This is a genomic window from Streptomyces sp. NBC_00376 (assembly GCF_036077095.1).
In the GTDB taxonomy this organism is placed as follows: domain Bacteria; phylum Actinomycetota; class Actinomycetes; order Streptomycetales; family Streptomycetaceae; genus Streptomyces.
In genome coordinates this window covers 6,485,532-6,502,087 of the sequence record NZ_CP107960.1, presented here as the reverse complement: position 1 = coordinate 6,502,087, position 16,556 = coordinate 6,485,532, and the positions used below count along the sequence as shown (strand labels likewise).

Genomic DNA, 16,556 nt, shown 5'->3' with positions numbered 1-16,556 from the left:
GACGGGCAGGCGCCGCGTTCAGTTCCGCACGCCGTTGTGCGGGACGTCCGTGTGTGCCGTGATCAGACCGTCAGTGCACGGTCCGTCGGGCGGATCGGGGCCGGCAGGGCGCTGGCTCCGGTCAGGAAGCGGTCCACCCCGCGGGCCGCGGAGCGGCCCTCGGCGATGGCCCACACGATGAGGGACTGGCCGCGGCCGGCGTCACCGGCGACGAAGACTCCGTCGACGTTGGTGGCGTACTCCCCGTCGCGCGCGACATTGCCGCGCTCGTCGAGCTCCAGACCGAACTGCTGGACCAGACCGTTGGCCTGGTCGGTGCCGGTGAAGCCCATCGCGAGGGTGACCAGCTGCGCGGGGATGGACCGCTCGGTGCCGGGCTTCTGCTCAAGCTTGCCGTCCTTGAACTCCACCTCGACCAGGTGCAGCGCCTGGACGTTGCCGTCCTCATCGCCCTCGAAGTGGGTGGTGGAGACGGAGTAGACCCGCTCGCCGCCCTCCTCGTGCGCGGAGGTGACCTTGTAGAGCATCGGGAAGGTCGGCCAGGGCTGGTTGGCGTTCCGGTCCTCGCCCGGCCGGGGCATGATCTCCAGCTGGGTGACGGAGAGCGCGCCCTGGCGGTGGGCGGTGCCGACGCAGTCGGCGCCGGTGTCGCCACCGCCGATCACGACGACGTGCTTGCCCTCGGCGGTGATCGGGGAGACCGTCAGGTCGCCCTCCTGCACCTTGTTGGCCAGCGGCAGGTACTCCATGGCGAAGTGCACGCCGTTCAGCTCACGGCCCGGGACGGGCAGGTCGCGCGAGACGGTGGCGCCTGCGGCGATGACGACCGCGTCGTACCGGCGGCGGAGCTTGGCGGCGTCGATGTCCCGGCCGATCTCCGTCTCGGTGCGGAACTTGGTGCCTTCCGCACGCATCTGCTCGATGCGGCGGTTGATGTGCGACTTCTCCATCTTGAACTCGGGGATGCCGTACCGGAGAAGACCTCCGATGCGGTCCGCGCGCTCGTAGACGGCGACGGTGTGGCCGGCCCGGGTCAGCTGCTGGGCGGCGGCGAGTCCCGCCGGGCCCGAGCCGATGACCGCGACGGTCTTGCCGGAGAGCCGCTCGGGCGGCTGCGGGGTGACGTCACCGTTGCCCCACGCCTTGTCGATGATGGAGACCTCGACGTTCTTGATGGTGACGGCCGGCTGGTTGATGCCGAGCACGCACGCCGACTCGCACGGGGCCGGGCAGAGCCGCCCGGTGAACTCCGGGAAGTTGTTCGTGGCGTGCAGGCGCTCGGACGCGGCCGACCAGTCCTCGCGGTAGGCGTAGTCGTTCCACTCGGGGATGAGGTTTCCGAGCGGGCAGCCGTTGTGGCAGAACGGGATGCCGCAGTCCATGCAGCGGCCGGCCTGCTTGCTGATGACCGGGAGCAGCGAGCCCGGAACGTAGACCTCGTTCCAGTCCTTGACGCGCTCGCCCACGGGGCGGGTCTCGGCGACCTCGCGCCCGGTGGTCAGGAAGCCCTTGGGGTCAGCCATTGGTCGCCGCCTCCATCATCTTCTCGGTGGTCTCCTGCTCGGAGAGACCGGCGAGCTCAGCGGCGTCCTTGGCGGCGAGCACTGCCTTGTAGGTGGACGGGATGATCTTGCTGAAGCGGGTCACGGCGGTGTCCCACTCGGCAAGCAGCTTCTCGGCGACCGTGGATCCGGTCTCCTCCTGGTGGCGGCGCACCACGTCGTGCAGCCACTGCTTGTCGGTGTCGGAGGGGACCTCGATGGCACCGAGGTTGCCGACGTTGACGTTGTCGCGGTTCAGGTCGATGACGTAGGCGACACCGCCCGACATGCCCGCGGCGAAGTTGCGTCCGGTCTCGCCGAGGACGACGGCGTGGCCGCCGGTCATGTACTCGCAGCCGTGGTCGCCCACGCCCTCCGAGACGACGGTGGCGCCGGAGTTTCGGACGCAGAACCGCTCGCCGGTGCGGCCGCGCAGGAACAGTTCGCCGCCGGTGGCGCCGTAGGCGATGGTGTTGCCCGCGATGGTGGAGTACTCGGCGAGGTGGTCGGCGCCGCGGTCGGGGCGGACGACGATCCGGCCGCCGGAGAGGCCCTTGCCGACGTAGTCGTTGGCGTCGCCCTCCAGGCGCAGCGTGACCCCGCTCGGTACGAACGCGCCGAAGGACTGGCCCGCGGAGCCGGTGAAGGTGATGTCGATGGTGTCCTGCGGCAGACCGGCGCCGCCGAACTTCTTCGTCACCTCGTGGCCGAGCATGGTACCGACGGTCCGGTTGATGTTGCGGATCGCGATCTGGGCCCGGACCGGCTGGGCGGTCTCGGCGCTGTCCGTGTTCAGGGCGTCGGCGGCGAGCCTGATCAGCTCGTTGTCGAGCGCCTTGGCGAGGCCGTGGTCCTGCTCGATCCGCGCGTGGCGGACCGCGCCCTCGGGCAGCTCGGGGACGTGGAACAGCGGCTTCAGGTCGAGGCCCTGCGCCTTCCAGTGCGTGATCGCACGGTCGGTGTCGAGCAGCTCGGCGTGGCCGACGGCCTCCTCGATCGTACGGAAGCCGAGCTCGGCGAGGATCTCGCGGACTTCCTGGGCGATGAACTCGAAGAAGTTGACGACGTACTCGGCCTTGCCGGAGAACCGCTCGCGCAGGACGGGGTTCTGGGTGGCGATGCCGACCGGGCAGGTGTCCAGGTGGCAGACGCGCATCATGACGCAGCCGGAGACGACGAGCGGCGCGGTCGCGAAACCGAACTCCTCGGCGCCCAGCAGTGCGGCGATGACCACGTCGCGGCCGGTCTTCAGCTGGCCGTCGGTCTGCACGACGATGCGGTCGCGCAGGCCGTTGAGCAGCAGCGTCTGCTGGGTCTCGGCGAGGCCGAGCTCCCAGGGGCCGCCCGCGTGCTTCAGGGAGGTGAGCGGGGAGGCGCCCGTTCCGCCGTCGTGGCCGGAGATCAGGACGACGTCCGCGTGCGCCTTGGAGACACCGGCGGCGACCGTGCCGACGCCGACCTCGGAGACCAGCTTCACGTGGATGCGGGCCGCCGGGTTGGCGTTCTTGAGGTCGTGGATCAGCTGGGCCAGATCCTCGATGGAGTAGATGTCGTGGTGCGGCGGCGGCGAGATCAGGCCGACACCCGGGGTGGAGTGCCGGGTCTTGGCGACCCACGGGTAGACCTTGTGGCCGGGCAGCTGACCGCCCTCGCCGGGCTTGGCGCCCTGCGCCATCTTGATCTGGATGTCGTCCGCGTTGACCAGGTACTCGCTGGTCACGCCGAAGCGGCCGGAGGCAACCTGCTTGATGGACGAGCGGCGCGCCGGGTCGTGGAGCCGGTCGGCGTCCTCGCCGCCCTCACCGGTGTTGGACTTGCCGCCCAGCTGGTTCATGGCGATGGCGAGGGTCTCGTGCGCCTCGCGGGAGATCGAGCCGTACGACATGGCGCCGGTGGAGAAGCGCTTGACGATGTCGGCGACGGACTCGACCTCGTCGACGGAGATCGCCTCGCGGTCCGACTTGCCGTTCTTGTTTGTCTTCAGGGCGAACAGGCCGCGGAGCGTCATCAGCCGCTCGGACTGCTCGTTCACCCGGTCGGTGTACTTCTTGAAGATGTCGTAGCGCTTGTTGCGGGTGGCGTGCTGGAGGCGGAAGACCGTCTCCGGGTCGAACAGGTGCGGCTCGCCCTCGCGGCGCCACTGGTACTCGCCACCGATCTCCAGCGCGCGGTGCGAGGCGGAGATGCCGGAGGCGGGGTAACCCTTGGCGTGCCGGGCGGCGACCTCCTTGGCGACGACTTCGAGGCCGGCGCCGCCGATCTTGGTGGCGGTGCCGTTGAAGTACTTCGCGACGAAGTCCTCGTCCAGGCCGACGGCCTCGAAGACCTGGGCGCCCCGGTAGGAGGCGACCGTCGAGATGCCCATCTTGGACATGACCTTCAGGACGCCCTTGCCGAGCGCATGGATCAGGTTCCGGATGGCCTTCTCGGGCTCGATGCCCTCGATGAACGTGCCGGCGCGGACCAGGTCCTCGACGGACTCCATTGCCAGGTACGGGTTGACCGCGGCGGCGCCGTAGCCGATGAGCAGCGCGACGTGGTGGACCTCGCGGACGTCCCCGGCCTCGACCAGCAGCCCCACCTGGGTGCGCTGCTTGGTGCGGATGAGGTGGTGGTGGACGGACGAGGTGAGCAGCAGCGACGGGATCGGCGCGTGCTCGGCGTCGGAGTGCCGGTCGGAGAGGACGACCAGACGGGCGCCGTCCTCGATGGCCGCGTCGACCTCGGTGCAGATCTCCTCGATCCGCGCGGCCAGCGACTCGCCGGCGCCGCCGACCCGGTAGAGGCCGGAGAGCGTGGCGGCCTTCATGCCCGGCATGTCGCCGTCGGCATTGATGTGTATCAGCTTGGCCAGCTCATCGTTGTCGATCACCGGGAACGGCAGCGTGACGCTGCGGCAGGACGCGGCGGTCGGCTCCAGCAGGTTGCCCGAGGGGCCCAGCGTGGAGCGCAGCGAGGTGACGAGCTCCTCGCGGATGGCGTCCAGCGGCGGGTTGGTGACCTGCGCGAACAGCTGGGTGAAGTAGTCGAAGAGCAGCCGGGGGCGCTCGGACAGCGCGGCGATCGGCGAGTCCGTGCCCATGGAGCCGAGCGGCTCGCCGCCGGTGCGGGCCATCGGCGCGAGGATGACGCGGAGCTCTTCCTCGGTGTAGCCGAAGGTCTGCTGGCGGCGGGTGACGGAGGCGTGCGTGTGCACGATGTGCTCCCGCTCGGGGAGGTCCTCCAGCTCGATCTCGCCGGTCTCCAGCCAGTCGCCGTACGGCTGCTCGGCGGCGAGGGCGGCCTTGATCTCGTCGTCCTCGATGATCCGGCCCTCGGCCGTGTCGACGAGGAACATCTTCCCGGGCTGGAGGCGGCCCTTGCGGACGACCTTCGCGGGGTCGATGTCCAGGACACCGACCTCGGAGGAGAGCACGACGAGGCCGTCGTCGGTGACCCAGTAGCGGCCGGGGCGCAGACCGTTGCGGTCCAGGACCGCGCCGACCTGGGTGCCGTCGGTGAAGGTGACGCAGGCCGGGCCGTCCCAGGGCTCCATCATCGTGGAGTGGTACTGGTAGAAGGCGCGCCGGGCCGGGTCCATGAAGTCGTGGTTCTCCCACGCCTCGGGGACCATCATCAGCACCGAGTGCGGCAGCGAGCGGCCGCCGAGGTGGAGCAGCTCCAGGACCTCGTCGAAGGAGGCGGAGTCGGAGGCGTCGGGGGTGCAGACGGGGAAGATCCGGTCGAGCTGTGCCTCGCCGCCGTGTCCATTGTCGGCAGAGCCGAACAGGCTGGAGGCGAGCTGGGACTCGCGGGCCTTCATCCAGTTGCGGTTGCCCTTGACCGTGTTGATCTCGCCGTTGTGCGCGACGAAGCGGTACGGGTGGGCGAGCGGCCAGCTCGGGAAGGTGTTGGTGGAGAACCGCGAGTGGACCAGGGCAACCGCAGTGGCGAAGCGGCGGTCGGAGAGGTCCGGGAAGAACGGCTCCAGCTGCCCGGTGGTGAGCATGCCCTTGTAGACGATCGTGCGGGCGGAGAGCGAGGGGAAGTAGACCCCGGCCTCCCGCTCGGCGCGCTTGCGCAGCACGAAGGCCTTGCGGTCGAGGGCGATGCCGGTGCTCTCACCGTCCGCGACGAAGAGCTGACGGAACTCGGGCATGGTGGCGCGGGCGCCGTTGCCGAGGATGTCGGGGGCGACGGGGACCTGGCGCCAGCCGAGGACCTTGAGGCCCTCCTCGGCTGCGATCTTCTCCAGCTTGCGGACGGCCTCGGTGGAGTCGTCGGCGGGCAGGAAGGCGATTCCGACGGCGTAGGCACCGGCCTCGGGGAGATCGAAGGCGGTCTCTTCGCGCAGGAAGGCGTCCGGCACCTGGAGGAGGATCCCGGCGCCGTCGCCGGAGTCGGGCTCGGATCCGGTGGCGCCGCGGTGTTCGAGATTGCGCAGCACGGTCAGCGCCTGCTCGACCAGCTCATGGCTGGCCACACCGGTCAGAGTGGCCACGAACCCGACACCGCAGGCGTCGTGCTCGTTACGGGGGTCGTACATCCCCTGCTGGGCGGGGCGACCGTCCATGGGCGCCCAGGCGTCGATGCGCATTGGCTCTCCCGTCGTCGTCGTGGCATATGCAGTGCCGAGGGACGACGTTGGCCCTCTGCGAAATTTCGTGCAGATTACATAATGGGGCGCTTCTCAAGAAGCGGATACTTCGTTCCAACATACGGACACCGCCCGAGACGGTGGGGGTGGGTCGCAGTGGAAGATCGGCGCCCGGGGGACCGCAGAGAGCAGGCGTCGTTGCCTGCGGTGTCTACGGGTCATGCCCGGCGGCAATGGAAATGAAACCGCCGAGTAACGGCTACTTATGTGTAGCCCTGCATAGGGACTCACTTTAAGCCCGTGGTAGCGGCTCCGCCCAGAGGCGGTCACCAAGACGTACGTCACACGGGTGGCGGACACGTCACGGGCACCCACCCCCACCTGCGGAGATGGATGCCCGGACCATCGAACCTGCGGACCCCTCGGACGGGATCAGCCCCCGACGGCCACCCCGAAGAGCGTGCCCAGACCGTAGGTGATGGCCGCCGCGGCCCCGCCCAGCACCAGCTGGCGCAGCCCGCTGTACAGCCAGCTGCGCGCAGTCACCCTGGCCACCACCGCGCCGCAGGCGAACAGCCCGACCAGCGCGAGCAGCACGGCCGGCCACAGCGCGCTCGCGCCGAGCAGGTACGGCAGTACGGGCAGCAGGGCGCCCAGCGCGAAGGCGCCGAACGACGACACCGCGGCGACGAGCGGCGAGGGCAGATCGCCCGGGTCGATGCCCAGCTCCTCGCGGGCATGTATCTCCAGGGCCTGCTCCGGGTCGCGCGACAGCTGCCGCGCGACCTCGCGGGCGAGCGCGGGCTCGACGCCACGGGACTGGTAGAGCTCGGCGAGCTCCCGCTCCTCGTCCTTGGGGTGCTTGCGCAACTCCCGCCGCTCGACGTCGAGTTCGGCCTCGACGAGCTCGCGCTGCGAGGCCACGGAGGTGTACTCGCCGGCCGCCATGGAGAACGCGCCGGCGGCCAGGCCCGCCAGGCCGGTGATCACGATCGTCTGCTGGGAGACGGCACCACCCGCGACGCCGGTCATCAGCGCGAGGTTGGAGACCAGCCCGTCCATGGCACCGAACACCGCCGGACGCAGCCAGCCGCCGTTCACATCACGGTGGGTGTGGTTGTCCCGGTGCGCCTCGTGCAGTACGGCGTCGGTCTCGATGATGGACACAGCTCTCCCCTTCTCCGGCAGCGGGTCTTCCTCGCTCCGCCCCCGCTCAACACCATCGAAAGTACGCACGAAAAACGGCTCCCGCCAGCAAGGCAGGCCGTACTTACCACGCTCCGTGAGCAGGTAAGTACGGCCTGGCTTAGTGGTTCTGACTCTTCATCCGACTGGCCCTTTTGTTGCGATTGTCGGCCTCTGTCGGGGCTCCGCGTGGCAGATATCGAGCAGGACGAGAACTGGCTCGGTGCGAGCGGAGGGTCGACGCGATGGAGTTGATCGCAGGAAATCCGGCGGAGCCGCGGACCGGCGGCACGGAAGCGGCGGTGCCGGACGGCGCGGGGCCGGGCGCGGTGGCTCGGGGCGGCCTGGCCGACCGGGCCCGCGGCTCGCTGCTCGGTCTCGCGGTCGGGGACGCGCTGGGCGCACCGGCGGAGAACCTGCGGCCCTCGGAGATCCGTCGCCGCTGGGGCCGGATCGAGGGCTTCGTGAGCGACGACCCCGCGGGCACCGACGACACCGAGTACGCGATCTTCTCCGGGCTGCTGCTCGCCCGGCACGGTTCCGCGTTGACCGTCACCCATGTGGAGCGGGCCTGGCACCTGTGGATCGCCGATCTCGACGAGGGGCCGTTCCGCGGTGCCGGGTTCAGCGAGCGCGGAACGCTGGAGAATCTGCGCCGGGGGCTCGCCGCCCCGATCTCCGCCCAGCACCGGCACGCCTGGAGCGACGGCCTGGCGATGAGAGCGGCACCGTTCGGTGTCTTCGCCGCCGGCCAGCCGGCCGAGGCGGCCCGGCTGGTCGCGGTGGACGGGCGGGTCAGCCATGACGGGGAGGGCATCTACGGCGGCCAGGCGGTGGCGGCCGGGGTGGCCGCCGCGATGACGGGTTCCGGGGTCACCTCGGTGATCGCCGCCGCCCTGTCGGTCGTCCCCATGGACTCCTGGACGGCGCGTTCGCTGCGGCGCGCGGTGGCGGCCGCGCAGCGCGGCTACCCCGACCGGCTCACCATGGAGCGCGCGGTGCGCTCCGCGGTGGTGGTCGGCGGCTACCCGTGGACGGACCTGGCGCCCGAGGCGGTGGGCCTGGCCTTCGGGGCGTTCGCGGCGGCGCGCGGCGACTTCCGTACGGCGGTGCTGACGGCGGTCAACATGGGCCGCGACGCGGACACCACGGCCGCGGTGGCGGGGGCCCTGGCCGGCGCCCTGAACGGGGCGTCCGCGATTCCGCGGCGCTGGGGGGACGCGATCGGCCCGGTCCGGGGCAGCTGCCTGCCGACGATGCGGGGTCACCACGTCCTGGAGATCGCGGAGTTGCTCACTCCGGACGAGGCGGACGAGGTTCGCGGGGGGAGCGGGACGGGCGGGGCGAGCGACGGCGGCACCGACGACGAGGGCCCGGACCGTGCCCATGCCCGTGCGCGTACGGGCACCGGCGAACCCCAGGAGAATCCGCGTACGGCGGCCGGCGCACCGCCCCCGCACGACACCCCCCGCACCTCCACCGCTCCTGTCTCCCCTTCCTCCGCCTCCCCCGCGACCCGCACCCGCACCCGCACCCGTCCCGCGATCGCCCACCGGGCCCGGATCGAGGGACTGTTGCTCGGGCTGGCCTCCGGGGACGCCGCCGGATGGCCCGCCGCCCGGCACCGGGCCGCCAGAATGCCCGAGTGGACCCGGCGGCTCACCCGGGAGCTCGACACCTTCGCCGAGCAGAACGCCACCACCACGCTGCCCGTCCCCATCGCGCTCAACCAGCCGCCCGAACCGCTGCGACTGGGGCCCTCCGACGACGCCGAATGGGCGGCCTTCGCCGCCGGGACCCTGCTCACATCGGCGGCCGGTCCACTGCACGGGCTCACCCCCGAACGCCGGATGCGGGCCGCCATCGATGTCGCATGGAACGCCCTGGCCGCCGAGGTCGCCGCAGCCGCCGCCCGTGCCCCCGAGGTCGAATCCGCAGTGCTCCCGCTGCGCGCCCGGATCTCGGTACGGGCCGGGCTCGGCAATCTCGCCGCCGGGCTGCGCCCGCCCGCCACCGGCCACGACAACCCGCACTACTTCGACGACGCGGCCTGCGTACGGGCCGCCGTGCTCGCCGTCGCCCACCCCGCGGACCCCAGGGCCGCCGCCGACCTCGCCGAGTTCGACGCCCGCTACACCCAGGACGGCGACGGGGTGCACGGTGCCCGCGCGATGGCCGCGGCGATCGCCGAGGCGCTGGGCGGGGCGGACGTGGACACCGCGGTGAACGCCGCGCTCGCCCAGCTCCCCGAAGGCACCGAGATCGCCCGCAACGCCGCCCACGCCGTCCGGATCGCCCGCGACTTCGTCGGCGAGGCGGCGGGCGCCTTCGCCCTGGTCCCGGTGCTGGAGCATCAGATCGTCGACCACGTCTACAGCTACGGGATCGCCGCCGCCGAGACGGTCCCGGTCACGCTCGCCCTGGCCACCGCCGCCCGCGGCCAGATCGCCCAGGCCGTTCCCGCCGCCGCCTGCCTGTCCCGGGTGGCCGACTCGGCGCCCGCCCTGGCCGGCGCGCTGACCGGTGCGCTCGGCGGGATCGGTGCCGTCCCGGACGGCTGGCGGGAGGCCTGCCGCACCCTCGCGGGCTGTGCGCTGCCCCGTCTCGCGGGGACCGATCTCATCGAACTCGCCGGGCTGCTGGCAGACGCGGAACCGAAGCCCCCGGGTGGACAATTCGGACATGACATCCACGACGCCCACGCTGTCCGAGGCCGGACCCACGACACTCACACTCGATGAACGGATCGCCGGCGCTCTCGTCGGCGCCGCCGTCGGCGACGCGCTCGGCGGTCCGGTGGAGGGCCGGTCCCCCGAGCAGATCGTGGCCCGCCACAGCGGGCGGATCGACGGCGTCGTGGGCCCGTGGGACGGCGAGAACTGGCGCACCGCGCGCCCCATCGCCCCGTACCACAAGGGCGACGGGCACGTCACCGACGACACCTTGATGACCCATGCGCTGGTACGGGTCTACGGCGCCGTGCGCGACCATCTCGATGCCTACGCGGTCGCCGGTCACCTCGTGCCCGAGCTGATCTCCAGCCCTCGCTGGATCCCGGAGCTGGAGGCCGAGGCGCTGCCGCTCCAGCGGATCTTCCTCGCCGAGAAGTGGATCGTCGCCCGGCTGCACTACGGCCATGTCGATCCGCGCGAGGCGGGCAACGGCAACATCGTCAACTGCGGTGCGGCGATGTACATGGCCCCGGTCGGCCTGGTCAACGCCGCCCACCCGGAGGCCGCGTACGCCGAGGCGCTGGATGTCGCCGGCGCCCACCAGTCGAGCTACGGAAGGGAGGCGGCCGGGGTCTTCGCCGCGGCCGTCGCCGCCGCCTGCACCCCGGGCGCGACCCCCACGAGCGTCGTCGACACCTGCCTCGCGCTCGCCAAGGACGGCACCCGCTCGGCGATCGAGGCGGTGTGCGAAGCGGCCGCCGGACACAGCGACTTCGAGTCGGCGCTGACCCCGCTGCGTACCGCCGTCGCCCCCTTCGACACGGTCGGCCCCGACTACCGCGCCCCGTCCCTCGGCGCCCGCCGCCCGTCCCGGCTGCACGCCATCGAGGAGCTGCCGGTCGCGCTCGGAATGCTGCTCGTCGCGGACGGTGACTACCGGCACACGGTCCTCGGCTCGGTCAACTACGGCCGGGACTGCGACTCGATCGCCACGATGGGCGGCGCCGTCGCCGGGGCGCTCCACGGCGAGCGGGCGATCCCCGCCGACTGGGTGAAAACGGTCGCCGGGGCCAGCCGCCTCGATCTGCACGCCCCCGCCCGGACCCTGGCGGACGTCGCCCGGGAGGTGTTCGTACGGGACACCGCCCGGCGTCGCGCGCACGAGTCGGCGTTCGCCGCGCTGGCGGGCACGCCATGACCGTACGGGTGACATGGGTGCAGCCCGAGGACCTCGTCGGGCACGAACTGCGCCAGGCGGCCGAGGACGGGCGGGACGCGCGGGACATCGCACGCCGGTGGTACGAGGCGGGCGGTGCCCCGGCCCCGGAGCGCGCGGGCGCCTCCACCCCGCCGGCGCCGGAGCTGCGCGTGCTCGCCGAGCGGCTGCTCGATGAACTCGCCCTGCTGGAATCGCCGTTGGAGATCGAAGAGCCGACGGACCTGGCCACGATCCGGGCCGCGTGCCCCGACTGGCCGGCGCCCCGCACCGACGCTCCGCCGGTGAGCCGGGACCGGCTGCACGCCGCCTGGCTGGGCCGGGCGGCCGGCTGCCTGCTCGGCAAGCCCGTCGAGAAGCTGCCGCTGAACGGCATCCGCGCCCTGGCCCGCGCCACCGGCAACTGGCCGCTCACCACCTGGTTCACCGCCCGGAACCTGCCCGCCCCGCTGGCCGCCACCTACCCCTGGAACCGTCGCTCCGCACCCAATTCGCTGGCCGAGAACATCGACGGCATGCCCGAGGACGACGACCTCAACTACCCCTTGCTCACGGTGCTGTTGCTCCAGCGGTACGGACCGTCCTTCACCACCGGGGACCTCGCGAGGCTCTGGCTGGACGAGCTCCCGGCCGGCCGGACGTTCACCGCCGAGCGGGTCGCGTACCGCAATCTGCTGGACGGCATCGAACCCCCGCACACCGCCGGGTACCGCAATCCGTTCCGGGAGTGGATCGGCGCACAGATCCGGGCCGATGTGCACGGCTGGACCCATCCGGGCGACCCGGCGGCCGCGGCGGAGCAGGCCCATCGGGACGCCGTGCTCAGCCACACCGCCAACGGGGTGTACGGGGCGATGTTCACCGCCGCGGCGCTCGCCGAGGCGGCCGGGGGCGGGAGCGACGTGCACGGGTGCCTGGCCGCCGGGCTGCGCGTCGTACCGCCGCGTTCGCGGCTCGCGCAGGCGGTGCGCTTCGGTGTCGCGGCGGCCCGCGGGAGCACCTGCTTCGACACGGTGGCCGACCGGCTGCACGCCGAGTACGGCAGGTACCACTGGGTCCATGTGCTGCCCAACGCCGCGCTGCTCGCCGCCGCGCTCACCCATGCCGACGGCGACTTCTCGCTCTCCATCTGCCGGGCCGTGTCGGGCGGCTGGGACACCGACTCCAACGGTGCGACCGCCGGTTCGCTCGCCGGGCTGCTGGCCGGGGCCCCTTCGCTGCTGCCCGACCGCTGGACCACCCCGCTGAAGAACCGGCTCGCCTCGTCCGTCCCCGGCTTCGACGCCGTCGGCTTCGACGAACTCGCCGAACAGACCCACCGGCTCACCCACAAGGAGGCACTGTGCCCATGACCGGCATCGCGGTGCTAGGCAGCACCAATATGGACCTCGTCGCATACGTCGAACGGGCCCCGGAGCGCGGCGAGACCGTCACCGGACGGGAGTTCCGCACCGTCCCGGGCGGCAAGGGCGCCAACCAGGCCGTCGCCGCCGCCCGCGCGGGCGGCGAGGTGATGATGATCGGCGCGGTGGGCGACGACGAGTACGGCGCCGTGCTCCGGGCCGGCCTGGAGCACGCGGGCATCGACACCGATCTGCTGCACACCGCCGAGGGCCCCAGCGGCACCGCGCACATCGTCGTGGACGACACGGGCGCCAACTCCATCGTGGTGATCCCCGGCGCCAACGGCACCGTCACCGCCATCGGCCCCGGCGAGATGGCCGCCATCGCCGAAGCCGATCTGCTGCTGCTCCAGCTGGAGCTGCCGCTGTCCGCGGTGATCGAGGGCGCCCGGGCGGCCCACGCCCAGGGCGTCCGGACCATCCTCACCCCCTCCCCCGTACAGCCGCTGCCGTCCGAACTCCTCGACTGCGTCGACCTGTTGATCCCCAATGAGCACGAGGCGGCCGAGCTCTCCGGCTTCACCGACCCCCATGCGGCGGCGCGGCACCTGCTCAGCCAGGTGCCCGCGGTCATCATCACGCTGGGCTCGAAGGGCTGCTTGTACGCGGCCCGGGGCGGCGAACCCGTCGTCCTCCCCGCGCCCGAGGTCACCGCCGTCGACACCACGGGGGCCGGCGACACCTTCGTCGGCACGCTCGCCGTCGCGCTCGGCGAGCGGCGGCCCGTGCCCCAGGCGCTGGCCTGGGCGTCGGCGGCAGCCGCGCTCTGCGTACAGCGGCCGGGCGCCTCGACCTCCATGCCGTACCGCACCGAGATCGACGCCGCGTGAACGCGCCGGCGCAGGCCCCCCTGACCGGGCTGCGGGTCGTCGACCTCGCCACGCTCTTCGCCGGTCCGCTCTCCGCCACCATGCTCGGCGACTTCGGCGCCGAGGTGATCAAGGTCGAGCATCCGCGCAGGCCCGATCCCTCGCGCGGGCACGGCCCCACGAAGGACGGCGTCGGCCTGTGGTGGAAGCTGCTCGGCCGCAACAAGCGCAATCTGACCCTCGACCTGTCCACTCCCGGCGGCCGCGACATCCTGCTCCGGCTGGCCGCCGAGACCGACGTGATCATCGAGAACTTCCGGCCGGGGACGCTGGAGCGCTGGGGCCTGGGCTGGGCGGAGCTGCACGCGGTCAACCCGCGGCTGGTCCTGGTCAGGGTCACCGGGTTCGGACAGTTCGGCCCGTACGCGCACCGCCCCGGCTTCGGCACCCTGGCCGAGGCGATGAGCGGGTTCGCCGCGATCACCGGGGAGCCGGACGGGCCGCCCACGCTGCCGCCGTTCGGGCTCGCCGACTCGATCGCGGCGCTGGCCACCGCGTACGCCGTGATGGCCGCGCTCGCCGGACGGGAGCGCACCGGCCAGGGGCAGATCGTCGACATGGCGATCATCGAGCCGATCCTGACCGTGCTCGGCCCGCAGCCCATCTGGTACGACCAGCTCGGCTACGTACAGCCGCGCACCGGCAACCGCTCCCGCAACAACGCCCCGCGCAACACCTACCGCACCTCGGACGGGCACTGGGTCGCGGTCTCCACCTCCGCGCAGTCGATCGCCGAACGGGTGATGCGCCTGGTCGGCCGGGCCGAACTGATCGACGAGCCCTGGTTCGCCACCGGCACCACCCGCGCCGAGCACGCCGACGAGCTCGACGAGGCGGTCGGCAACTGGATCGCCCGGCACACCCGTCAGGAGGCGGTATCGGCCTTCGAGAAGGCGGAGGCGGCCATCGCGCCGATCCACGACGTCCAGGACGTGATGGAGGACCCGCAGTACCGGGCCCTGGACTCCGTCACCGAGGTCGACGACCCGGAGCTGGGCCCGCTGCGCATGCAGAACGTGCTGTTCCGGCTCTCCGCGACACCGGGCGCGATCCGCTGGGCGGGCCGGCCGCACGGCGCGGACACCGAGGAGATCCTCACCGCACTGGGCCTGTCGGGCCCGGAGATCGCGGCGCTGCGGGCGGAGCGCGTCCTGTGACGGCGGCGGTCCCGCTCACCTGGCTGTACGTCCCCGGGGACCGGCCGGAGGTGGTGCGCAAGGCGCGGGATTCGGGCGCGGACGTGGTGATCGTGGATCTGGAGGACGCGGTCGCGCCGGACCGCAAGGAGTACGCGCTGTCGGCCACCATCGAGCTGCTCTCCGAAACGGCCGGGGACACCGCCGTGCCGGTCCACGTCCGGGTCCACACCGAGGCGGACGTGCTCGCCCTGGCCGGGCTGCCGGGGCTCGCCGAGCTCCGGCTGCCCAAGATCACGCATGCGGCGTCCGTCCATCACATCGCGGCCGTGGCGCCGGGGGTCGCGCTCTGTCCGCTGCTGGAGTCGGCGCTCGGCATCGAGCACGCGTACTCGGTGGCCGCCTCCCACCCCCAGGTACGTTCCATCGCCCTCGGCGAGGCGGACCTGCGCGCCGATCTGGGGGTTCGGGACGACGCCGGGCTCGACTGGTCGCGCAGCCGGGTGGTGGTCGCCGCCCGCGCGGCCGGGCTCGCCCCGCCCGCCCAGTCGGTGTTCCCGGACGTCCGGGACCTGGACGGTCTGTGGGCGTCCTGCGCGCACGGCCGGGCGCTGGGCTTTCTGGGCCGGGCGGCGATCCATCCCCGCCAGCTCGCGGTGATCGAGCGGGCGTTCCGCCCGACGCCGCAGGAGATCGAGGCGGCGACGGAGATCGTGGCGGCGGCCGTGGCGGACGAGGGCGCGCTCGCGCTGCCGGACGGCCGGTTCGTCGACGCGGCGGTGGTGGCCTCGGCCCGCCGGACGCTGGCGCTGGCCGACGGGTGAGACCACATGCGTGGGGCCCCGGACCGCGATCGGTCCGGGGCCCCACGAACGGGTTCACACGGCTCAGCCGTTCTTGGCCGCTTCCGCGGTGTCGTTCTTCTCCAGAGCCGTGACGGCGGCCTCGGCCGTCTTGGAGTCCACGTCGCTCTTGACTGTCGCGTCGCTCTTGGCTGCCGCGTCGTCCTTGGAATCCTCGGCGCTCTCGGAATGCGCGTCGGCCTCGGCGGTCTCGACGCCCTCGGCGTCACCGGTCTTCGCCGCCTCCGCAGCTTCCGCGGCCTCGGCCGCCTCCTCCGCGGCACCCGGCTCCACGATCTCCTCGCGCCCCGGCCGCAGCTTCGCCGAGATCACGAAGTACACCACGGCCAGCACGAAGACGATCAGCGCGGTCCACACGTTCAGGCGCAGGCCCAGGATGTGGTGGGCCTCGTCGACCCGCATGTACTCGATCCAGGCCCGCCCCGCGCAGTACGCGGCGACGTACAGGGCGAACACCCGGCCGTGTCCGAGCTTGAAGCGGCGGTCCGCCCAGATCACCAGCAGGGCGGCACCGACGCACCACAGCGACTCGTAGAGGAACGTCGGGTGGTAGGTGCCGGCGACCCGGTTGGGGCCCTCACTGATCTTCAGCGCCCACGGCAGATCGGTCGCCTTGCCGTACAGTTCCTGGTTGAACCAGTTGCCCCAGCGGCCACAGGCCTGGGCCAGGGCGAGGCCGGGGGCGAGCGCGTCGGCCCAGGCGGGCAGCGGGATCCCGCGGCGACGGCAGCCGATCCAGGCGCCCACGGCACCGAGCGCGACCGCGCCCCAGATGCCGAGGCCGCCCTGCCAGATCTTGAAGGCGTCGACCCAGTTCTCACCCTCGCTGAAGTACAGCTGGTAGTCGGTGATGACGTGGTAGAGCCGTCCGCCGACCAGGCCGAAGGGCACGGCCCAGACGGCGATGTCGGCAACGGTGCCGGATCTGCCTCCCCGGGCGACCCAGCGCTTGTTGCCGAACCAGACGGCGACGAAGACACCGATGATGATGCAGAACGCGTAGCCGCGGAGCGGGATCGGGCCGAGATTGATCACGCCGGTCGACGGGCTGGGAATATAGGCAAGGTCCATGGCAAGGTCGACGCTACCTTGCCG

General features: G+C 72.2%; 10 protein-coding genes and 1 pseudogene. 7 read left to right on the top strand and 4 right to left on the bottom strand.

Annotation, left to right across the window (positions count from 1 at the left end; all coding sequences use genetic code 11):
• Nucleotides 1–62: 62 nt before the first annotated feature.
• The 3 genes from OG842_RS29320 to OG842_RS29310 all read right to left on the bottom strand — a co-directional run bounded on the left by OG842_RS29320 (nt 63) and on the right by OG842_RS29310 (nt 7,284).
• Nucleotides 63–1,523, bottom strand: a complete 1,461-nt coding sequence (locus OG842_RS29320; RefSeq protein WP_266736639.1) for a glutamate synthase subunit beta — start codon at nt 1,521–1,523, stop codon at nt 63–65.
• Nucleotides 1,516–6,117, bottom strand: coding sequence for a glutamate synthase large subunit (gltB, locus tag OG842_RS29315; protein ID WP_266736641.1), 4,602 nt, complete (start codon nt 6,115–6,117; stop codon nt 1,516–1,518). Before gltB ends, OG842_RS29320 begins: the two co-directional genes overlap by 8 nt.
• A 432-nt stretch (nt 6,118–6,549) precedes the next feature.
• Entirely contained in the window at nt 6,550–7,284 is a 735-nt protein-coding gene (locus tag OG842_RS29310; RefSeq protein ID WP_266736642.1) for a VIT1/CCC1 transporter family protein, read from the bottom strand.
• A 263-nt stretch (nt 7,285–7,547) separates the two neighbouring features.
• Between OG842_RS29310 and OG842_RS29305 the strand changes: the two are divergent.
• From OG842_RS29305 to OG842_RS29275, 7 genes and pseudogenes are all read left to right on the top strand, one after another.
• A pseudogene (locus tag OG842_RS29305) lies at nt 7,548–8,453 on the top strand (ADP-ribosylglycohydrolase family protein); the annotation flags it as partial.
• Between the two features lie 393 nt (nt 8,454–8,846).
• On the top strand, nt 8,847–10,043 hold the full coding sequence (locus OG842_RS29300; protein WP_266737357.1) for an ADP-ribosylglycohydrolase family protein: 1,197 nt from the start codon (nt 8,847–8,849) through the stop codon (nt 10,041–10,043).
• Nucleotides 9,985–11,172 (top strand): ADP-ribosylglycohydrolase family protein, encoded by a 1,188-nt coding sequence (locus OG842_RS29295; RefSeq protein ID WP_266736644.1) that lies wholly within the window; start codon nt 9,985–9,987, stop codon nt 11,170–11,172. The genes OG842_RS29300 and OG842_RS29295 overlap by 59 nt, the downstream gene beginning before the upstream one ends.
• Nucleotides 11,169–12,542, top strand: a complete 1,374-nt coding sequence (locus OG842_RS29290) for an ADP-ribosylglycohydrolase family protein (RefSeq protein ID WP_266736646.1) — start codon at nt 11,169–11,171, stop codon at nt 12,540–12,542. Before OG842_RS29295 ends, OG842_RS29290 begins: the two co-directional genes overlap by 4 nt.
• Nucleotides 12,539–13,423 carry a ribokinase gene (rbsK, locus tag OG842_RS29285; RefSeq protein WP_266736647.1) on the top strand — a complete coding sequence of 295 codons (885 nt, stop codon included), beginning with the start codon at nt 12,539–12,541 and terminating at the stop codon, nt 13,421–13,423. Before OG842_RS29290 ends, rbsK begins: the two co-directional genes overlap by 4 nt.
• Nucleotides 13,420–14,619 carry a CaiB/BaiF CoA transferase family protein gene (locus tag OG842_RS29280; protein WP_266736649.1) on the top strand — a complete coding sequence of 400 codons (1,200 nt, stop codon included), beginning with the start codon at nt 13,420–13,422 and terminating at the stop codon, nt 14,617–14,619. The genes rbsK and OG842_RS29280 overlap by 4 nt, the downstream gene beginning before the upstream one ends.
• Nucleotides 14,616–15,422, top strand: coding sequence for an HpcH/HpaI aldolase/citrate lyase family protein (locus OG842_RS29275; RefSeq protein ID WP_266736651.1), 807 nt, complete (start codon nt 14,616–14,618; stop codon nt 15,420–15,422). The genes OG842_RS29280 and OG842_RS29275 overlap by 4 nt, the downstream gene beginning before the upstream one ends.
• 63 nt (nt 15,423–15,485) lie before the next feature.
• Here OG842_RS29275 and lgt read toward each other — a convergent pair whose 3' ends face one another.
• Nucleotides 15,486–16,532 carry a prolipoprotein diacylglyceryl transferase gene (gene lgt, locus OG842_RS29270; RefSeq protein WP_266736652.1) on the bottom strand — a complete coding sequence of 349 codons (1,047 nt, stop codon included), beginning with the start codon at nt 16,530–16,532 and terminating at the stop codon, nt 15,486–15,488.
• Nucleotides 16,533–16,556 lie beyond the last annotated feature (24 nt).

Bases quoted from the DNA above. Each gene is read 5' to 3' on its own strand.
- lgt (WP_266736652.1), bottom strand. From the start codon at position 16,532: ATGGACCTTGCCTATATTCCCAGCCCGTCGACCGGCGTGATCAATCTC.
- OG842_RS29290 (WP_266736646.1), top strand. From the start codon at position 11,169: ATGACCGTACGGGTGACATGGGTGCAGCCCGAGGACCTCGTCGGGCAC.
- rbsK (WP_266736647.1), top strand. From the start codon at position 12,539: ATGACCGGCATCGCGGTGCTAGGCAGCACCAATATGGACCTCGTCGCA.
- OG842_RS29320 (WP_266736639.1), bottom strand. From the start codon at position 1,523: ATGGCTGACCCCAAGGGCTTCCTGACCACCGGGCGCGAGGTCGCCGAG.
- OG842_RS29295 (WP_266736644.1), top strand. From the start codon at position 9,985: ATGACATCCACGACGCCCACGCTGTCCGAGGCCGGACCCACGACACTC.
- gltB (WP_266736641.1), bottom strand. From the start codon at position 6,117: ATGCGCATCGACGCCTGGGCGCCCATGGACGGTCGCCCCGCCCAGCAG.